This is a genomic window from Sphingomonas sp. (assembly GCF_003248515.1).
In the GTDB taxonomy this organism is placed as follows: Bacteria; Pseudomonadota; Alphaproteobacteria; order Sphingomonadales; family Sphingomonadaceae; genus Sphingomonas_I.
Genome location: NZ_QFOB01000003.1, coordinates 287,384 through 304,908 on the forward strand (window position 1 = coordinate 287,384; position 17,525 = coordinate 304,908).

The 17,525-nt window shown below is 68.9% G+C and carries 17 protein-coding genes; 3 read left to right on the forward strand and 14 right to left on the reverse strand.

Annotated elements, in window-relative coordinates:
* Window positions 1–64: 64 nt before the first annotated feature.
* A complete protein-coding gene (locus DI605_RS06630) occupies window positions 65–1,747 on the forward strand; it encodes a hypothetical protein (RefSeq protein WP_293970893.1) in 1,683 nt (560 codons plus the stop codon).
* A 130-nt stretch (window positions 1,748–1,877) separates the two neighbouring features.
* Here DI605_RS06630 and DI605_RS06635 read toward each other — a convergent pair whose 3' ends face one another.
* From DI605_RS06635 to DI605_RS06680, 10 genes are all read right to left on the reverse strand, one after another.
* Complete coding sequence (locus DI605_RS06635; RefSeq protein WP_293970896.1) at window positions 1,878–2,735, reverse strand: hypothetical protein; 858 nt, start codon at window positions 2,733–2,735, stop codon at window positions 1,878–1,880.
* 5 nt (window positions 2,736–2,740) lie between these two features.
* On the reverse strand, window positions 2,741–3,073 hold the full coding sequence (locus DI605_RS06640) for a DUF423 domain-containing protein (protein WP_293970899.1): 333 nt from the start codon (window positions 3,071–3,073) through the stop codon (window positions 2,741–2,743).
* Window positions 3,070–4,836, reverse strand: coding sequence for a cation:proton antiporter (locus DI605_RS06645; RefSeq protein WP_293970902.1), 1,767 nt, complete (start codon window positions 4,834–4,836; stop codon window positions 3,070–3,072). Before DI605_RS06645 ends, DI605_RS06640 begins: the two co-directional genes overlap by 4 nt.
* Window positions 4,833–5,270 carry an iron-sulfur cluster assembly scaffold protein gene (locus DI605_RS06650; protein WP_293970905.1) on the reverse strand — a complete coding sequence of 146 codons (438 nt, stop codon included), beginning with the start codon at window positions 5,268–5,270 and terminating at the stop codon, window positions 4,833–4,835. The genes DI605_RS06645 and DI605_RS06650 overlap by 4 nt, the downstream gene beginning before the upstream one ends.
* A complete protein-coding gene (locus DI605_RS06655) occupies window positions 5,267–5,818 on the reverse strand; it encodes a CvpA family protein (RefSeq protein ID WP_293970907.1) in 552 nt (183 codons plus the stop codon). The genes DI605_RS06650 and DI605_RS06655 overlap by 4 nt, the downstream gene beginning before the upstream one ends.
* Before the next feature lie 114 nt (window positions 5,819–5,932).
* The gene (locus DI605_RS06660; protein ID WP_293970909.1) at window positions 5,933–7,306 is read right to left on the reverse strand and encodes a DUF1501 domain-containing protein; all 1,374 of its coding nucleotides are present in this window, start codon (window positions 7,304–7,306) and stop codon (window positions 5,933–5,935) included.
* On the reverse strand, window positions 7,306–9,024 hold the full coding sequence (locus DI605_RS06665) for a DUF1800 family protein (RefSeq protein WP_293970912.1): 1,719 nt from the start codon (window positions 9,022–9,024) through the stop codon (window positions 7,306–7,308). Before DI605_RS06665 ends, DI605_RS06660 begins: the two co-directional genes overlap by 1 nt.
* A gap of 248 nt (window positions 9,025–9,272) precedes the next feature.
* Complete coding sequence (locus DI605_RS06670) at window positions 9,273–10,148, reverse strand: type II secretion system protein GspK (protein ID WP_293970915.1); 876 nt, start codon at window positions 10,146–10,148, stop codon at window positions 9,273–9,275.
* Complete coding sequence (locus DI605_RS06675) at window positions 10,145–10,717, reverse strand: prepilin-type N-terminal cleavage/methylation domain-containing protein (RefSeq protein WP_293970918.1); 573 nt, start codon at window positions 10,715–10,717, stop codon at window positions 10,145–10,147. Before DI605_RS06675 ends, DI605_RS06670 begins: the two co-directional genes overlap by 4 nt.
* Window positions 10,717–11,748 carry a penicillin-binding protein activator gene (locus DI605_RS06680; protein ID WP_293970921.1) on the reverse strand — a complete coding sequence of 344 codons (1,032 nt, stop codon included), beginning with the start codon at window positions 11,746–11,748 and terminating at the stop codon, window positions 10,717–10,719. The genes DI605_RS06675 and DI605_RS06680 overlap by 1 nt, the downstream gene beginning before the upstream one ends.
* A 20-nt stretch (window positions 11,749–11,768) precedes the next feature.
* On the opposite strand from DI605_RS06680, the gene DI605_RS06685 reads away from it, so the two are divergent.
* Entirely contained in the window at window positions 11,769–12,443 is a 675-nt protein-coding gene (locus tag DI605_RS06685) for a hypothetical protein (RefSeq protein WP_293970924.1), read from the forward strand.
* A 52-nt stretch (window positions 12,444–12,495) separates the two neighbouring features.
* On the opposite strand, the gene DI605_RS06690 is transcribed toward DI605_RS06685, so the two are convergent.
* From DI605_RS06690 to gspL, 4 genes are all read right to left on the reverse strand, one after another.
* On the reverse strand, window positions 12,496–13,725 hold the full coding sequence (locus DI605_RS06690) for a type II secretion system F family protein (protein WP_293970927.1): 1,230 nt from the start codon (window positions 13,723–13,725) through the stop codon (window positions 12,496–12,498).
* Window positions 13,726–13,786: 61 nt separating this feature from the next.
* Window positions 13,787–15,289 carry a type II secretion system ATPase GspE gene (gene gspE / locus DI605_RS06695; protein WP_293970931.1) on the reverse strand — a complete coding sequence of 501 codons (1,503 nt, stop codon included), beginning with the start codon at window positions 15,287–15,289 and terminating at the stop codon, window positions 13,787–13,789.
* On the reverse strand, window positions 15,289–15,774 hold the full coding sequence (gspM, locus tag DI605_RS06700) for a type II secretion system protein GspM (protein ID WP_293970934.1): 486 nt from the start codon (window positions 15,772–15,774) through the stop codon (window positions 15,289–15,291). Before gspM ends, gspE begins: the two co-directional genes overlap by 1 nt.
* Window positions 15,771–16,910, reverse strand: a complete 1,140-nt coding sequence (gene gspL / locus DI605_RS06705; protein ID WP_293970937.1) for a type II secretion system protein GspL — start codon at window positions 16,908–16,910, stop codon at window positions 15,771–15,773. Before gspL ends, gspM begins: the two co-directional genes overlap by 4 nt.
* Window positions 16,911–16,939: 29 nt before the next feature.
* On the opposite strand from gspL, the gene gspG reads away from it, so the two are divergent.
* Window positions 16,940–17,434, forward strand: a complete 495-nt coding sequence (gene gspG, locus DI605_RS06710; RefSeq protein ID WP_367120030.1) for a type II secretion system major pseudopilin GspG — start codon at window positions 16,940–16,942, stop codon at window positions 17,432–17,434.
* Window positions 17,435–17,525 lie beyond the last annotated feature (91 nt).

Below are 17,525 nucleotides of genomic sequence, written 5' to 3' on the forward strand. Positions count from 1 at the left end.
GATACGATTGGAATCGCCTTTCACGGCGGGGCGCGCACTGCTTCTGGCAGTATTCGGACTGTCGTTGTCATTGATCGCCGGATTCCTCGTACCGGTATATTCCGACGAGATCGGCTGGCGTTTTCAGGAGCGAGCCGCACGCGACGGCGTCGATATTCTCTTCAGCGATCTGTGCGGTCCCAACACACTGGCGCGGCCTTTCTGGTACATGATGCCCGCGCGCTGGTTCTCCGCCATTTCAAACCAGATGCTGGCCTCTCCCCTGTTCGTGCGAGTGGAAGGCGTGCTCTGTGCTTCGGGATGGGCCGGCCTGCTCTGGATGCTCCTGGCAAAGCTCGAACCGGATCGCTCCCGCCGGCAGTGGATCGGCATGCTCTCCTATCTGCTGCTAGGGCTCGGTTCGCTGCCTTATATTTTGGTGTTGAGCCGGCCGGAGCAACCGCTGATCCTCACGACGATCCTGATCCTGATCGTCGTCTTCGTCCGTCCGCCCGCGATCACGAGCCGGGGCGAAACAGCTTTGAAAGCGCTTGCGATCATTTGCCTGAGTGCCGTTGCGCAAAGCTATCATCTGAAAGGCGTGCCCTATGCAGGAATCGCGTTTCTGGCGATCGCCGTCTGCGCGCAAGGCGGCGCCACTCTGGCACCCCGACTGACTGGAATGGGCATATTGGCCCTCATGACCATGACCTCGGCGCATTATTGGGCCGATCGCCTCAAATGCCCCGGCGATGCGAAACTCGCCGCGATGTATGCGGGGGAAAATCTGGTCGCGGGCCTGTCCGGCGGCGTCGACTCCATTGGGATCCTCGGTCGGGCGCTGAAAGGTGCCGATCCCTTCAACTATGTTTTCCTTGCCACCCCGATCCCCGAACCCATGTCGGATTGGCTTCCACACGGTCTGTTCTCGCCGGCGGTTTCGGTGGCTTTCCTGTTCGCCCTGATGATCTTCTGGGGGCTAGCGCTTGTCGCGACGGCTTTCGCGCTGGGCCAATTCCTGCTCGAGCGCAGAATCCGCGCCCTTGCCGATCCACGATTTGTGCTTGCAGCCGCCCTGCTTGGCGTCTTCGCGATCTGGGGTGGAAGCCAGCTAAAGCGCAACGTGTACGAAGCCGGGCACATGCTTCCCGTTCTCATCCTGGCGATGGTCCTGTCTCTGACGTTGCCGACCGCGCGCCGCACGCACCTAATCGGATGGCTGGGCCATTTCGGAAAAATCGCGCTGCCCGTCTCGCTGATCGGGCAGGCGATCATGATAGGAACTTTGGCAATCCCGCTTTGGAGAACTCTCTCCAGGCCCGGTTACATCCAGGATCAGCCCTTCTCCGTTTCGATATCCGGTTATGCCGGCATCACTTCGGATATCAGGCGGGCGATGGTCGGGGCCGGCATCCCCCTCAGAGGCCCTCTATATCGGCCGATGATCGATGATCTTACCTATCTCGCGCTCCAGGACAGCCGTCTGCCGCTGCACCGCCTCGGCGTCCTTTCGACATGGAATGGCCGGATTCAGGATCCCGTCGCCTATTTGCATGATCAACGATCAGACGGCGTCATCGTAGGCTGTCACTTCCTGTCAGGCGATCTGAGAGAGGCTGCCACGCCATCGGGAGTGGTCTGCGCCGTTTCGCGACAAACGATCGACCGTCTCTTCCGTCAACGCCGACAGCGGGCTGACCGCAAACGCCGATCGGCCCGTTCGACCCCCAACATGGCTCTGCCCCCATCAACCTTCGAGCTGGGATGATGGCTCCTGCACGGCACCCCTGACGATCGCGTCCAACGTTCCTCAGCCGATGACGATTTCCGGCGCGCCCAAGAAAGCCAGCACGCGAATCTCCCCGTGAAGCTTCAGGCTAATGCGGCGCCGGGCCGCGTCAACCGGCCGTTGAGCTTGAAACGGTCATCCGCGTCGGCCTGAACCCCGCCCGCTTCTTCCAGGTCAGCAGCCCCGCGCGGCCATGTTCCAGCGCGCCGTAGAGCAGCACGCGCACGCCGCGCATCGCCGGCACCTCGGCCGCGATCAGCGCGCGGACGATCGCGCGGTGGAGCATCAGCATCACGCCTTTGTCCAGATGATCCCGGTGGCCCATGATCTCCGTATAATGGCCGATATCGCCCAGCCGCCACATCTTCACGAACGCCACCAGCCGCTCGCCCACCTCCACCCCGCCCTGCCTGTGGCCGGGCTCCGGCAGGAACACGCCCCACCAGATGATCCAGTGCATCGGGCAGGTCGGCCAGCCGAACGGATGCAGTTCGGTGGCGGGCTCGGCGATATGCCCGGGCTTGAGAAGCCAGTAATCCAGCACCGGGCCGGCCGAGCGCATCGGCATCGAGGTGCGGATCGCATGCACGTCATGGACGTGGCACTGGACGAGGAAGGGCCGCGCATAATAGCCCTCGCGCTCGGCCTTGCGGATCTTGGGCAGGGTGCGCGTGGAGCGCGCCTTCAGCGCGGCATCGAAGGCAGCGGCATCCGGATAGCGATCGATATCCACCACCATCGGCATCAGCCGGAGGCGCTCCCGCCAGCCCGCGCGCCGGGAGACATATCGCTCGATCAGGCGCGGTGGTCTGTCCTTCACCAGCGGGCAGGGCGCCTCGCAATCCGCATCGCGCCGCCAGTCGACCGGAATTTCCGGCACGGCGCCGTCGAAATCCAGCAGGGCCAGACGGCGCCGGCGCAGGGCGAGCGCCAGCATCGGCTCGACCAGCCTCTGGTAAAGCCGCATTCCCATCAGCGACGTAAGGCGATCAGCAGCCAGCCCACGATCATCGCCAGCCCGCCAAGCGGCGTGACCGCGCCCAGCCAGTGCGGCGCGCCCAGCGCCATCGCATAGAGCGTCCCGGCGAAGAGCGCCCCGCCGCCCAGCAGCAGCCAGGCGCCGATCCCGGCCATCCCGGCCAGCGCCAGCCCGAGCGCGGCCACCGCATGCACCATCTGATAGAGCGCGCCTGTCTTCAACCATTCGGCCGCCTCGCCCGTGGCGCCGTGCGCGCCATAGGCGCCGGCCGAAACCGCGATCGCCGCGGACAGCGCCGCGAGCCGGCGGAGCAGGGCTGCGCTCATGGCTCGCGCTGCCCGCCAAGCGGATTATCCGCGCGGAAGGTGATCGCGCGTGCCTCCTCGGCGAAGATGCCCTTTTCCAGCTGGATACGCAGCCGGGCCTTGTCCTTGGTGCGATAGGCGGCCTCGATCTCCGCCACGCGCTGCTCGTCCACGCCCAGCGCGGTCAGCGCCTTGCGGCCCATGATGACCGCCGATTCGAAGACCTCGCGGATCACCTCGGCCGTATCGAGCCCCTTATATTCGATCAGCGCGCGGCGATCATAAGCGCGCACGAAGATCGCCGCCTGGCGGAAGGTCTTGAGCGCGAGCTGCAATTCCTCGCGGCTCAGCTGATCCTGATCCATCGCGAAGACGATCGCGCGGGCATCGCCGGCCCCCGCCTGCTTCAGCAGATCCAGCCGCGTGCCATCGCCATAATAGACCTTCAGGTTGAAGCGCGCGGCGACGTCGATCATCTCCGCATCGGAATCGATGATGGTGACCTTGAAGCCCGCCGCCAGCATCATCTGCGCCACCGTCTGCCCGAACCGCCCGTAGCCAACGACCACGGCGCTCGCCTCGCCGGCATGTTCCGGGCCTTCCAGATCGTCCCGCTTCTGGGCCACGGCCGGCTCGTAATAGCGGCGCGCGATCATCATCAGGAATGGCGTGGTCGCCATCGAGAGCGTGACGACAGCGCCCAGCAGGCTGGCCGCCTCCGGCGCCACCAGCATCGCCGCCTGCGCCTGGCCGAACAGCACGAAGCCGAACTCGCCGCCCTGGCTGAGCAGCAGGCCCAGCGCGAAGGCCTGCCGGTTGGGCAGGCCGAACAGGCGGCCGGCGCCGTAGATCAGCGTGGACTTCACGGCGACCACGGCCAGCGCCAGCCCGATCACGAACAGCGGCCGTTCCGCGATCGCATGCAGATCCAGCATCATGCCGACGGCGATGAAGAACAGGCCGAGTAGGATCGTGCGAAACGGATCAACATCCGCTTCCAGCTCGTGGCGATAGGGGCTGTCCGCCAGCATCACGCCCGCGACAAAGGCGCCGAGCGCGGTGGAAAGGTGGAAATAGCCCATCACGCCGGCGGCCGCGAGCACGGTGAAGAGCCCGGCCGCCACGAACAGTTCGCGCTCGCCCAGCCCCCCGATCAACCGGAACAGCGGATTGAGCGCATAGCGGCCGACGAGCACGAGGCCCACCACGGCGATCACCGTATAGATGGCGAGCAGCCAGCCCGGCGGCGCGGAGGGATCGGCCGGCGCGCGGCTGAGTGCCGCGATGATCGTGATGAGCGGCACGATCGACAGATCCTGGAACAAAAGGATCGAGAAGGCCCGTTCGCCGAAGGGCGTGTTCAGGCGGCCGGCCGATTGCAGCATCGGCAGCACCTGCGCCGTCGAGGAAAGCGCCAGCGGCAGGCCCAGCGCGATCGCGGCGGCGAGCGTGAACCCTGTGAAGAAGAAGACGATCGTGGCCAGCGCAACGCCGCAGATCGCCACCTGCACGAAGCCGAACCCGAAAATGTCGCGCCGCAGCCGCCACAAGCGCGTAAGGTTCAGTTCCAGCCCGACGACGAACAGCAGCAGCGTGATGCCGAGTTCGGCAACGCCGATCTTGCCCTCCGCATCGCCGACGAGATGCAGACCGTGCGGCCCGATGATCGCGCCCGCGATCAGATAGCCAAGCGTGGCGCCCAGCCCGAGCCGGCGGAACAGAAGCACCAGCGCCAGCGCCGCGCCCAGCATCACGATGCCGTCCCGGATCGCTTCCTCGCTCATGCGGCCCGCGCCCGCCTGGCCAGCGCGACCGCCTCCGCCACCGCCTCGAACGCCAGCCGGATCGAGGCATGGCGCGCCGAATGGGCGCGGGCGGGCGCGAATATCTCCAGCCCCGGCCAGTCGCCGGGATCCTCGCGCGTGCCGGCGAGGAAGCCCGCCAGCGCATCGCGCGCCGCGATCAGCTCCTCCTCGCTCCGACCGATCGCATGCGCGCCCATCAGCGAGGCGGATGCCTGGCCGAGCGCGCAAGCGCGCACCATCTGGCCGAGCCGGGCGATCCGTCCCTCCTCGTCCAGAATGACGTCCACGGTCAGGCGGCTGCCGCACACGGGCGAACGCCGCTCGGAACTGCCCTGCGGCTCGGCCAGCCGATCATGATGCGGGATGCCTGCCGCCAGGCGCAGGATCGCGGCATTGTAGAGCGTCGCCGTCATCCGACCGCCCCGTTCGACTGGGCATTGCCGGGCCGATAATCTTCCTTGTGCGTGTCGCCCCGGCGGAAATGGACGAAATCGATGATCGCCCGCCCGCTGGCGCTCAGCAACGGATAGGTGCGCGACGTGCGCAGCCAGTCCGGCCGGGTCGCGTCCTTGCCGGCCCACACGTCATAAGCGAGGTTGATGCCCAGATAGGCGACCGTGGCGATCAGCAATCCCTTGAGCGCGCCGAAGCCCACGCCCAGCAGCCGATCGACCGGCCCGAGGATGGAGCTGCGCGTGCGCCGCCCGATCGTATCCGCCGCCATGCGCCCCGCGAACCAGACGATGCCAAACACCGCGACGAACGCCGCCACCGCAGCACCGCCCTTCGATCCGATCAGGGGGGCCAGCAGCGCCGTGACCGGCGTGTGCAGCATCTTCAGCGCGAAGATGGCGAGGCCCCAGGCGAAGAGCGACAGGACTTCGCTCACGAAACCGCGGATTCCGCCGAGAATCGCCCCGCCGCCCAGCAGGATGATGACGAGGATGTCGAGCGTGGTCATGCCCCCCTGCTCCTAACGCGGGCGGGCCACGATGGCGAGGGGGGCCGCCCCGATCGATCCGCCATTCGCCCCCGGCCCGTCGAGCCGGCCGGCGCGAACGCCGGGCGCTTCGCCTTACGACTGGAACAGAGCCAGCGGCCCGCGTCCGCCCCCGTTCCACGTCGCCCAGTTGGGGAAGACATAGGGCATGTCGGCATCGGCCACGCCATGCCAGCGGGCGATCGCGCCGATATATTCCTCCTGCGACAGGGTCGGGATGAAGCGGCCGTCGGTGAACATGTCGTCCGCCCCGCCCATGACCTGCGAGGGATAGGTGCCGATCACCTGCCGGGGCGCGAGCGCGCCGCCCATCACCAGATGGTTGCTGCCCCAGGCATGATCGCTGCCGCCCTGGGCATTGCCATTATAGACGCGGCCGAAATCACTCATCGTGAAGCAGGTGACATTCTCGTTGAGGCCCAGCGCCTTCATCGCCCTGTTGAAGCCCAGCATGGCATTGGCCAGATCGGTGAACAGGGCCGCCTGCGTCGAGATCTGCCCCGCATGCGTGTCATAGCCGCCCTGGCTGACGAGGAACGTCTGGCGGCTGTGGCCGAGCGTGCCGCGCGCCTCGATCATGCGGGCGACGCGAATCAGCTGGCGGGCCACATCGCTGGTAAGCGCGGCGCCCGTCGCCGGATTGACGAAATACTGATCCACCGTGCTGGAGACGGAGAGGATGCTGTTGGCCTGCACCACCTGATCGTAGGCGGAGCTGAAGCCCGTGGCGGTCGCCTGGGTGACGGCGCCCTGCCCGGCGCCGTCTGCAAAGGCGGAGACGGCGGCGGCGCGCGCGAAGACCACCGGATCGGCCGCATTGCCGTTGGTGGAAAAGCGCGTGACCGTGCCCGTCGAGGGCAGGACGAGCGGCGAGGTGGATTTGCCCAGCAGCGCCAGCTGGCTGCCGCCGAACGACATGAGCGACGGGATGGAGGCGGAGGCCGCGCGATCCGTGAGCCGCCCCATGAACCCGTCGACATTGATGTCTCGCGCACGCAGCCCCTGCCAGTGCGCCTGCTCGTCGGCATGGCTCATCAGGTTCACCGGCCGCAGGCTGGGGCTCGCCACATATTGCGCCTTGGTCAGCGGCTGGAAAAGCGTGCCGGCGTTCAGCACCACGTTCAGCCCGCCTTCGTCCCAGATCGTCTTCAGCGGCGCGAGCGAAGGGTGAAGCCCGTAGTCGCTGCCCGCAAGCGCCGCGAGATTCGCCTGCGGCAGCACCAGCCCGGCGTTGCGGGTGGATGCGTAGAGGCCGTAACGGTTCGCATCCGTGGGCACGACCATGTTCCAGCCGTCATTCCCGCCGAACAGGAAGATGCCGACCATCGCCTTGTAGCCCGATACCGGGGCCGCGATCGCCGCCGAGCGGCCGAGCTGGCAGAAGGCGGCGGTGACGCCGGCACCCGCCAGCAGCTTGCCGAAATCGCGGCGGGAAAGATCCATGTTCATCAGCGGTCGACCTGAAAGAGGGGGCTGGAAAGCACGGCGAACAGCATCGCCTGCGCGCGCTTGCGGGCCTGGAGCGAGGGGGTGGCATCGGTGATCGCGGTGGCGGCCGCCGTCAGCTTGGCCTTCTGGTCCGCCGTCATCTGCCGGTTCATCAGCAGATAATCGATCCGGTCGATCATCGCCGCCGTATCCGTGCCCAGCGCTTCCCAGGCCGACCAGTCGATCGTCGATCCGCTGGCGTTGAAGATCGCCGTATTCACCGCGAATTCGTTGCGCGTCGTGGCGGCGCCCACCGTCCAGTCGTAGGTGAAATTGCTGCGCAGCACGGAATAGCCCGTCGTCAGCAGCTTCGAGGCGGGGCTCACCAGCATCGTGCTGCCCGGCAGCGGGAAATCGGGCGGATAGAAATTGAACACGCTGGGCGCTGCGAACACCGCCTGCCCCAGCACGCCATCCCGCGAGGTGAAGGCATAGCCGTCGCTCGTCATGCCGATCACACGGCCCACGCCCGTCATCAGCAGCACCGGCTCCTTCACCTTGCCGGCATTGTCTCCGGCCTTGCTGGCGCCGCGCGCCTCGCCATCCGTCAGGATCGCGCGGATCACGGCCTTCATGTCGCCGCGCACGTTGCTGCCATTGTTGGCGAACACCGCCGCCACCCGCGCGACATAGGCCGGCGTGGGATTGGAGGTGACGAGATGCTGGATCAGGAAATGCGCGACATGCGGCGCGGTCGAGCCATGGTTGAACGCCGCGTTCACCGCCGCCGCCACGCTGTCCGCCTGCGAAGCACCGGCCGGCACCGTCACGCCCAGAAAGCTCTTCGCAGTCGTATCGTAGCGCCCCGGCACCGCGATCATCGGCTGCGAATAATCGCGCGAATTATAATCGTTGATGCCGCCGCCATTGGCGTGGGCGTAGGTCCAGCCCGTCAGCGCGCGGGCGATGCCCTTGATATCATCCGATGAATAATTGGCGATCGTGGCGCCGGTCGCGTCCTTCACCGGCGTGCCATCCATGTTCAGCTGATCCGGCCCCATCGTGAAGAGCTGGAGCATCTCGCGCGCATAATTTTCGGACGGGGCGGATTTGTTGCTGTCCGCCATGTCGAGATAAGCGCCCATATAGCTGCTCATCGTGACGGCCATCAGCAGATCGCGATAATTGCCCAGCGCGTTGCCCAGCAGGATCTGCTGATATCCGGCGATGCCGGCGGTGTTGCCGGTATCCAGCGCGGAGGTGACGAGCAGTTGGGAAAGCGCGAAGGCCACGCGCTGGCGAAGCTGGTCCGGCTTCGACAGCGCATTCTGGTAGAAGCGCATCGCCACCGGTTCGCGGTTGAAATAGCGGCGCAGGCAGGGGCCATCCGTGCTCGCGCAGGTATCGAGCGACACCCAGCCCGCAAGATCGGCATAGCTGCTGTCCGTCGCGGCGAACTGCTCGTCCAGCCAGGCCGGGACGCCGATCGAGACGATCCTGTCGACCACGGCCTGCGTCGGCCCGAAGGTCGCCTGCTTGGCGAGGCGATCGGCATCCGCCTCCCTGGCGATCCTCTCGGCGGCGACAGCGGCGGCGGCCGCTTTGGCGGCGCTGTCGTCGACGGCGGCCGGCGTCACGGTAGCGTTCGTGCCACCGCCTCCACCCCCGCAGGATACCAGAAACCCGCACACCAGTGCGACGACGCCGGCCATGCCGACGCGCTGAAGCTTGCTCGCCACTCACTTACCCCGCCCGCGCCGGCGTCAGACGATCCTGCCGGCCAATTCCAGGATTGCGGCCTGATCCCCCAAGGCTTTGGAGATCCTGCCCGCGGGCAGAAAAATGAAGGAAGACAATGAAATAAGCGTTAACCATATGTTACGGACACGTATTGTTCCGCTGGTCTCCGCCCCCGCCGGATGAAGGCTGGGGAAGCGGCTTTGCCTGAAGCCGGGCCGGCCTGTGGCCGGACAGGGAAACCCTGGCCTTAAAGGCTTCCCGCCGCCACCGCCTGAAGCGGCGCTGGCCCGCGCCAGCGGGCGACGACCTGCGCGAAGGGCTTGCCCTCCTCTGTCTTGCGCCGTTCGATCAGGCTGGTCAGCCGCTGGCGCGTGCCGCCGACCCGCGCCTCCGCGACCGACCAGAAGAAGCCCGAGGTGAAGCCGCAGCCGGGCGGAATCGCCGCCTGCTCCAGCATGAAATCGTCGCGCGTCAGCCGCCCGGTCCGCGTCCGCCGGGCGACGAGCGCGCGCGCCACGGCGGGATTGTCGACGAGCAGCGCCAGCAAGGGTTCGGAAACGGCGTTAAGGTTGATGCCCGTGCGCAGCGGCAGGGCCGTCGCGAAGCCGGCCAGCCGCGCCAGTTCCTCCGGCTTGAGCCCCACCGCGCCCAGCTCGGCCACATCCGCGATCGGCCCGGCGGCGGCGATATATTCGGCGATGCGCCCGGCGGGGCCCTGCGGCAGATCCAGCGCGCCCGCCAGTGTCGCCAGCCGCCCCTTCGTGACGGCATCGTCCCTGGTGAGCGCGTTCAGATCCAGCTTGCCCGTCGCATCCGCGACCACGGCGGCGAAGCGCCCGCCCTCGATGGCGATGCCCTTCTCATCGATATTGGCCCACGGCTCGGTCGCGTCGTCGCTATCCGGCGCCTCCACCATGTCGCGCCGCAGCGCGGCCAGCGCGGAAAGCTCGCCACCCCGCGCGATCTGCGCAGCCTGTGCGGCTTCGCCCATGCGCGTCGCGCGCTGGAGGCCGGCATCGTCGCCCGCCACCATGATCGCCAGCACCGCCGCCGCCAGCCCGACGAGCAGCAGCACGTTGACGAGCACCATGCCCTCCTCGCCATCGGGGGGAGCGGGCCTCATGGCATGGCCGGCAGCAGGATCACGCGGCGCAGCGTTCCGCCCGGCGCGCCGTCACGCGGGGCCAGCCGCAAGGTGAGTTCCACGGCATCCGGCCGGCCGGCCTCGCGCGGGCGGGTCGGCACGTCGCGCCAGCCATCCGCGCGGTGAAAGCGCCACGCCGCCGCCTCGACACCCGAGATCAGCGGCCGGGGATCCAGCCCCCGCGATCGCATCAGCGTATCGCCCAGCAGCGCATAGCCGACCAGCACCTGACCACCAGCGGCATTGCGGCGCATGCCCACGGCTTCGCCCATCAGGAAAGGCCCGTCGCTCAACGCGCCGAAATCCGCGCCCATCAGATAAAGCGCCCGATCCAGTTCCGCGATCCGATCCAGCCGCCGGTCCGTTCGCCGCTGCACCGACAGAACCGATTCGACGAGCGCGAAGGCGGCAAGGCTGATGAGCGCGAACAAAGCCAGCGCCACGATCATCTCGACAAGGGTGAAGCCCGCATCGGGATCTCCGCCGGGCGATGCCGCCCCGCCTTTGTGCGGCGCCGGGACAGAAACGCCCGCCCCGAAAGACGCCATCACACCGAGCCGGGCTGGGCCAGCAGATAGCTGCCCCGCGTGACGGCGAGGATCGCCATCGCCCGCGATGCGCTGCCGTCCGCGCGAAAACGCACGCCCCCGCACACGCCATCGAAGACGCGCCCCGAAAGCAGGGCCGATCGATCGAGCGATCCGGCCCGGCGCAGCGTCTGCGCGATATTGGCCGCATCATAGGCCAGCCCCACGATCACGCCGGGCGCCACGCCATTCTGCTGTTCGAATGCATCCGCAAAGCTGCGGAAGCCAGCCGGATCGGGCGCGGAGAGCCATGCCCCCTCGATCTGCGTCAGCGCTGCCGGCGCGGCATCCAGCCCCGCAAAGGCGCCGAGAAGCTGCACGCCGCTATCCCCCACCGCGCGCGCCGCATCGGCGAGATCGCCGCTCGCCAGCAGCGCATCAGGCGCCAGGTCTCCCCGCAGATAGCCTGCCAGCGCCGCGCCCGTGGGCGCGGTGGCCAGATCCAGCCCCTCGCGCTGGGCAGCGACTGTGGCGACCGCCGCCACCTGCACGCCCCACGGATCCGCCCCGGCCAGCAGCGCGACCCGACGGATCCCGCGCGACCGGGCATAATGGAGCAGCGGCGACACCGCCTGATCGGCCGTCACCCCCAGCAGGAAGGCGCCGCTTTCGCGCAGCGCCAGATCGTTGCTGAAGGCCAGCACCGGCATGCCGGCCGCCGCCGCCACGACCGGCGGGACCTCGGCCGAGCCCAGCGGCCCCAGGATCAGCCGCGCGCCGCGCTTCAGGGCCGCGCGCGCCGCCGCCGCCGCCCCGCCGGGCGTGCCGCCCGTATCCAGCACGACCAGCCCCTTCGCATCCTTGCCTTGCGCGAGCGTGGCCGCCCGCGCCATGCTGCGCCCCAGCGCCGCTCGATCGCCCGTCAACGGAACCAGCAGGGCGGCCGGCGGCAGGGCTTTGGCGGCTTCGGCGCGCATGAGAAACGAGGGCAGGCACGATGCGGCAAGGGCTGGCGGCACCGAAAGCAGAAGCCGGCGACGATCCGGCCGCATCTCAGCGCGCTCCCTTCGCGATGGCGAAGCGCGCCTGGCCGTGGCTCGCGATCGGCATCGCCGCATATCTCGTCACGCTCATCGTCACCTTCCCCGCGCGCTTCGTCCTGTCGGGCGATCCGCGCTGGGCGGTCGCCGGCACCGTCTGGAACGGCGAAGCCGTGGTCGACGGTGCATATCGTGTCCAGTGGCACTGGGCGCCGTGGCGCTCGCTCGCGAGCCTGGCCTTCGCCGCGGACGTGCGCATGACGGGGGGCGGAACCGATATTGCGGGTTCCGCCGCCGTCTCGCCCGGCGGCATGCTGCTGGAGGGGCTTGCCGGCAGCGGCGACGGCGGCCTGATCGCGGCCTTCGCGCCCAACCTGCCCTTCACCTGCGCAGCGGCGCTGCAGATCAATCTGCGCCGTCTACGCATCGCCGGCACGCATTCGGAAGCGATGGGGGAGATTGGCAGCGAGGCGGGCAGCTGCACCGCCATCGGCGGGGGGCAGCCCAATCCGGTGCCCGCGCTCGTCACCCGGCTCCAGCCGCAGCCGGACGGCACGACGCGGATCGTGATCGCGCCCGCCACCCGCCAGCACGACCATCTGTTCGAGGGTACGATCGCCGCCGGCCGCCTTCGTCTCGCGCCCACGCCCGCCGGCATCGCGCGGCTGCCCTTCGTGCAGGGTCTCGTGATCGACGAGGCGATGTAGCGGGGCGATCGCGCCGGCAGGCACCGCATCCGCACGAAGGCCCCGGCTTCCATCACATGCCCGCCAGATTGTTGAGGTTCACGATCGGCAGCAGGATCGCGAGCACCATCATCAGCACCACGCCACCCATCAACAGAAGCACCGCCGGCTCGACCAGGCCGACGACCACGGTGATGAGCGCGTCCAGCTCGCGATCCAGTTCGCCCGCCGCGCGCGACAAAGCAGGCCCCAGACGCCCGCTCGCCTCGCCGCTCGCCACGATCGCGACCAGCATCGCCGGAAAGACGCCCGCCTGCCCCATCGCCTGCGAAAGACTGCCACCCTCACGCACCTTCGTAGCGACCTGAAGCGCCTGCGCACGCACATGAAGATTGGAGGTGGTGGCGGCCGCGGCCCCCAGCGCCTCCACCAGCGGCACGGCGCTCTGCACCAGCTGCCCCAGCGTGGCGGCGAAACGCGCCGCGGCGAACTGGCGCACGAGCCGGGACGTCGGCCGCCGGGTCGCCAGCACGCGATCGAAGGCGAGGCGGTTCGCCGGAACCGCCAGCCAGCGCCGTCCGCCGAGCAGGCCGAGCGCCAGCAGCGCCACCACCACCCAGCCGAAGCTCCGCACGAAATGGCTGAGCCCGATCAGCGCGCGCGTGAGCAGTGGCAGATCCGCCCCGCGCGATTCGAACACGCGCACGATATCGGGCACCACATACACCATCAGCAGCACCATCATGCCCAGGCTGACGGTGGCGAGCAGCGCCGGATACAGCAGCGCCATCTGCACCTTGGATTGCGCGCGGTGCCTGTTCTCCACGAAATCGGCGAGATGGCCGAGCACCTCGCCCAGCTTTCCGCTCTGCTCGCCCGCCGCGATCGACGCGCGATAATAATCGGGAAAGGCGTGATGCTGCGCCGCCATCGCCGCCGAAAGGCTGCGCCCGTCGAGGATGCTGCCGCGCATTTCCAGCAGCAGCGATCGCATCCGTGTCGTCTCGGCCTGCCCGGCGGTGAGGCGCAGCGCCTCCTCCACCGCGATATCGCTGCCGATGAGCGTGGCCAGCTGGCGCGTCGCGGTGGAAAGCTGTCGCGCCGAGACGCGCGGGCGAAACAGCCGGAAAGCCGGCCCGGCGGCGATGCTCGCGCGCCCCTTCGCGCTGCTGGCCTCGACCGATGTGGGCAGCAGCTTGCGCTCGCGCAGCGCCGCGCGCGCGCCCGCCGCGCTCGCCGCCTCGATCACGCCCTTCTGCGCGCGCCCGGCCGCGTCCACCGCTTTATAGACAAAAGCGGCCATCAGCCCCGCCGGCCGCTGCGGATATGCCGTGCGCGGGAGCGCCGGGCGGCCGGACAGGCGCTCATCCCGCCTCCTCCCGCGTGACGCGCGCCACTTCCTCCACCGTTGTCTCGCCCGCCCGGATCGCGGCCACGCCCTCGTCCATCAGCCCCGGCCCGTGCCGGCGGGCATGGGCCACCAGCGCGGCCTCGGGCGCGCCGTCATGGATCAGGGCCGCCATCGCCGCATCCACCGCGACGATCTCGTAAAGACCCTGCCGCCCCCGGAAGCCTTCGCCCCGGCAGGCGGGACAGCCTTGCGCGCGCCACACCGGCTCGCCCTCGGCGATCGCACCATCCAGCAGCGCCACGTCGCGCGCGTCCGCCGCCTCCTCCTGTCGGCACGCCTCGCACAGCCGCCGCACGAGCCGCTGCGCGACCAGCCCCACCAGCATCGGCGCCAGCAGATAGCGCTCCACCCCCATGTCCACGAGCCGCGTGACCGCGCCCACGGCCGAATTGGTGTGGAGCGTGGAGAGCATGAAATGGCCGGTCATCGCCGCGCGCACGGCCACCTCCGCCGTTTCCTGATCGCGGATCTCGCCCACCATGATGACATCCGGATCCTGGCGCAGGATCGCGCGCAAGCCCCGCGCGAAGCTCATGTCCGTGCGCGCATTCACCTGTGTCTGGCCGATGCCCGCCAGTTCGTATTCGATCGGATCCTCGACGGTCAGGATGTTTCGCCTGCGATCGTTGAGCTTCGCAAGCGCCGCATAGAGCGTCGTCGTCTTGCCGGAGCCGGTCGGCCCGGTGACGAGCAGCATGCCGTGCGGCCTTTCGAGCAGCTTTTCGAACAAGGCGAGATCCCGCCCCTTCAGGCCGAGCGTCGCCAGATCCAGCTGCACCGATCCGCGATCGAGCAGGCGCATCACTACACGCTCGCCATGCTGGGTGGGGATGGTGGACACGCGCACATCGATATCGTGGCCGCCCACGCGCACCGTGACGCGGCCATCCTGCGGGATGCGTTTCTCCGCTATATCCAGCCGGGCCATCACCTTGATGCGGCTGACGAGCAGGGGCGCCAGCGCGCGATTCGGCTCCACCACGTCGCGCAGAACACCATCCACGCGGAAACGCACGATCAGCCGCCGCTCCTGCGTCTCGACATGGATATCCGACGCGCGTTCCTTCACCGCTTCCAGCAGCAGCGCGTTGATGAGGCGGACGACCGGGCTGTCATCCTTCATGTCGAGCAGATCCTCGACCGCGCCGACGCTGTCCGCCAGCGCGGCGAGATCGGTATCCGCCTCGGCGGCAATGTCCGTCGCGCCGCCTGCGGCATCGCGATAATGGCCCTGCAACGCGCGATCGAAATCCGCGTCGGCCACCAGCCGCCAGGGCAGGCCGCCGAACAGCCTCTGCACCTCCAGCAGCGCGGGCAGCGTGGCGGCCGCGCGGTGCAGGCAGACGAGCCCGTCTTGCTCCCCGATCACCAGCACGCCCTGCGCGCGGGCGAATCCATAAGGCAGCCGCGCCACGCGCGCCGCCTCCCCGATCAGGTCCGGCGCTTCCGTCGCCATCAGCCGCCCGCCAGCACGAAGCGCGCGGTGACGAGGCCCGGTCCGCTCGCGCTCGCCTCGATCCGCGCCTCGCCCACGCGCAGCGCGCTCGTCCGCTCCAGATCGGCCACAAAGCGCAGCACCGCATCGAACGGCGCATCGGCGAGGATCACCGTGAGCCGCCCGCCTTCGGGCTCCACGCGCTGGACGGTCACGCCCGTCGCCCCGGCGCTCGCCGCCACGACGGAGGCGGGTGGCCCGCGCCGCTGCGGCGCGCCGAGGCCCGGCCCCGTCGCGCGTAGGCGTGTCGCCAGCATGTCATAGGTGCGGATGTCGGCCACGGCGCGCGCGCGCGCCGCCTCCAGCGGCTTCACTACCGCCACCAGCAGCAAAGCCAGCATCGCCACGCCCGCCAGCACGCCCAGCATCACCTGCTCGCGCCGGCTCCGGTCCGACCACCAGAGCAGGCCACGATCCCACCAGGGCGCAAGGCCCCCGAAATTCATGCCGCCCCCCGGATCAGGAAGGCGCCCACCGCCTTGCCGTCGCTCTGGCTCGCCGCGCCAGCCTGCGCCGAAAGGCCGGCACCGGAGAGCGCCGTGCCCACCTGCTGGAGGCCCTCGATCGTGGCCGCCTCCACCTCGATGCTCATCGTGCCGGCGCCCGCATCATAGGAAATGGCGTGCATCCGGATCGCGCCGCCCAGCGGCTTGAGCGCGCCGCCGACCCGCGCGAACAGCGGCAGGAAGCCCGATGGCCCGGCCCCGCCCGCCGGCAATATCTCGGCAGCGCTCGCCGCGACATCAGCGCCGATCACGGCATCGGGCGCGATCTGCTGGACGAGGCCGCGCATCTCGCTCGCCCGTGCCGCCGCGATCCGCTGGACGGCGAGCGTATCGACACCGGCAATGGCCGCATGGGCGAAGGCGCCGAGCGCGGCGACGGTCGCGATCCGGCGCCAGAGCGGCGAAACCGGGCGATGTGGCGCCGCGAATGCGCCCTGTCGCAGATCCAGCGCCGGCTGCGCCAGGCGCGCCGCCAGCGACGGTTCCTGATAGGCTGCGGGCTCGGCCGGGAGATCGCCCGGCACGGAATCGCCATAGGAAAGCAGTTGCGGCCGCCCCGCCGCCGCCCATGCCGCGGCGAGATGCGCCACCGGGATCGCAAAGCCGGTGCCGTCCTCCACACGGACCAGCGCCCGCGCCTTCGCGATATCAATGCTCCACATGCCCGGCGGCGGCACGGGCACCGCCAGCACATCGGGCACCAGCGCCGCCCGCGCCCAGCCCGCATCGGCCAGCAGAGCCGCCCGGCGCGCCATCCGGTCGCGCGCGACGATTCCCGCCAGATAGGTCTGGCCGCCCAGCCCGGCGCCCAGCGCCGCATGGACTTCACCGATCGGCTGGGCCACCCGATCCTCGATCGCGAAGGGCAAGGCCTCGATCCGGCGCCGCGCGCTGGCGATCGGCAGATCCACCGCCAGCAACAGGACCTCCTCGGTCGGCAGCAGGACGATGGCGGGGCCGACATCGAAACGCTCGACCGTCACGAGACTGTCGCCATCGATCGTCCAGATCCCCGCGCCGGAGGGTTCCGGGGCCGCGCCGGGTTGGTTCGGCGGCAGGGGCAATGGCCTTCGCATGGGACGGGGCTATAGTAGAGACGATGAGAATGAATCCAAGCGCCTACGCAACCGAAGTGTCGCATCCGCGATCGGAGGCGGAAAAGCCCGTCTTCCCCCATCCGTGCGAGGCGGGCCTCACCCTCGTCGAGATGATCGTGGTGCTGGCTATCATCGCGCTCGTGGCCGCCTTGATCGTGCCGAACATCATCAGCCGGCCGGATCAGGCGCGCGTCACAGTCGCGCAGACGGATCTGCGTTCCATCTCGGCCGCGCTGAAGATGTATCGCCTCGACAATGGCGATTATCCCTCGACGTCGCAGGGCCTCGCCGCGCTCGTCTCCAGGCCTTCCGGCGAACCGGCGCCACGCAATTATGCGGCGGGCGCCTATCTCGAAAAGCTGCCCGTGGATCCGTGGGGCAATCCCTATGCCTATGCGAGCCCCGGCAATGCGGGCGCCGGCTTCGATCTCACCAGCAACGGCAAGGACGGCAAGCCCGGCGGCGAGGGGCTGGACGCCGACATCAAACTTTCGAGCAATTGAGCAAGGCGGGCGTGGCATTGCGCCTGTTTCCCGTTCTTCGCCCCGGACGTGTTCGGCAATTATCGCTTTCGCTCATATTCCGTGCTCGGGC

Coding starts and splice junctions, on each gene's coding strand:
- DI605_RS06635 (WP_293970896.1), bottom strand. CDS start 2,735: ATGCGGCTTTACCAGAGGCTGGTCGAGCCGATGCTGGCGCTCGCCCTG.
- DI605_RS06640 (WP_293970899.1), bottom strand. CDS start 3,073: ATGAGCGCAGCCCTGCTCCGCCGGCTCGCGGCGCTGTCCGCGGCGATC.
- DI605_RS06645 (WP_293970902.1), bottom strand. CDS start 4,836: ATGAGCGAGGAAGCGATCCGGGACGGCATCGTGATGCTGGGCGCGGCG.
- DI605_RS06650 (WP_293970905.1), bottom strand. CDS start 5,270: ATGACGGCGACGCTCTACAATGCCGCGATCCTGCGCCTGGCGGCAGGC.
- DI605_RS06655 (WP_293970907.1), bottom strand. CDS start 5,818: ATGACCACGCTCGACATCCTCGTCATCATCCTGCTGGGCGGCGGGGCG.
- DI605_RS06660 (WP_293970909.1), bottom strand. CDS start 7,306: ATGAACATGGATCTTTCCCGCCGCGATTTCGGCAAGCTGCTGGCGGGT.
- DI605_RS06670 (WP_293970915.1), bottom strand. CDS start 10,148: ATGAGGCCCGCTCCCCCCGATGGCGAGGAGGGCATGGTGCTCGTCAAC.
- DI605_RS06675 (WP_293970918.1), bottom strand. CDS start 10,717: ATGGCGTCTTTCGGGGCGGGCGTTTCTGTCCCGGCGCCGCACAAAGGC.
- DI605_RS06680 (WP_293970921.1), bottom strand. CDS start 11,748: ATGCGGCCGGATCGTCGCCGGCTTCTGCTTTCGGTGCCGCCAGCCCTT.
- DI605_RS06685 (WP_293970924.1), top strand. CDS start 11,769: ATGGCGAAGCGCGCCTGGCCGTGGCTCGCGATCGGCATCGCCGCATAT.
- DI605_RS06690 (WP_293970927.1), bottom strand. CDS start 13,725: ATGGCCGCTTTTGTCTATAAAGCGGTGGACGCGGCCGGGCGCGCGCAG.
- gspE (WP_293970931.1), bottom strand. CDS start 15,289: ATGGCGACGGAAGCGCCGGACCTGATCGGGGAGGCGGCGCGCGTGGCG.
- gspM (WP_293970934.1), bottom strand. CDS start 15,774: ATGAATTTCGGGGGCCTTGCGCCCTGGTGGGATCGTGGCCTGCTCTGG.
- gspL (WP_293970937.1), bottom strand. CDS start 16,910: ATGCGAAGGCCATTGCCCCTGCCGCCGAACCAACCCGGCGCGGCCCCG.
- gspG (WP_367120030.1), top strand. CDS start 16,940: ATGAATCCAAGCGCCTACGCAACCGAAGTGTCGCATCCGCGATCGGAG.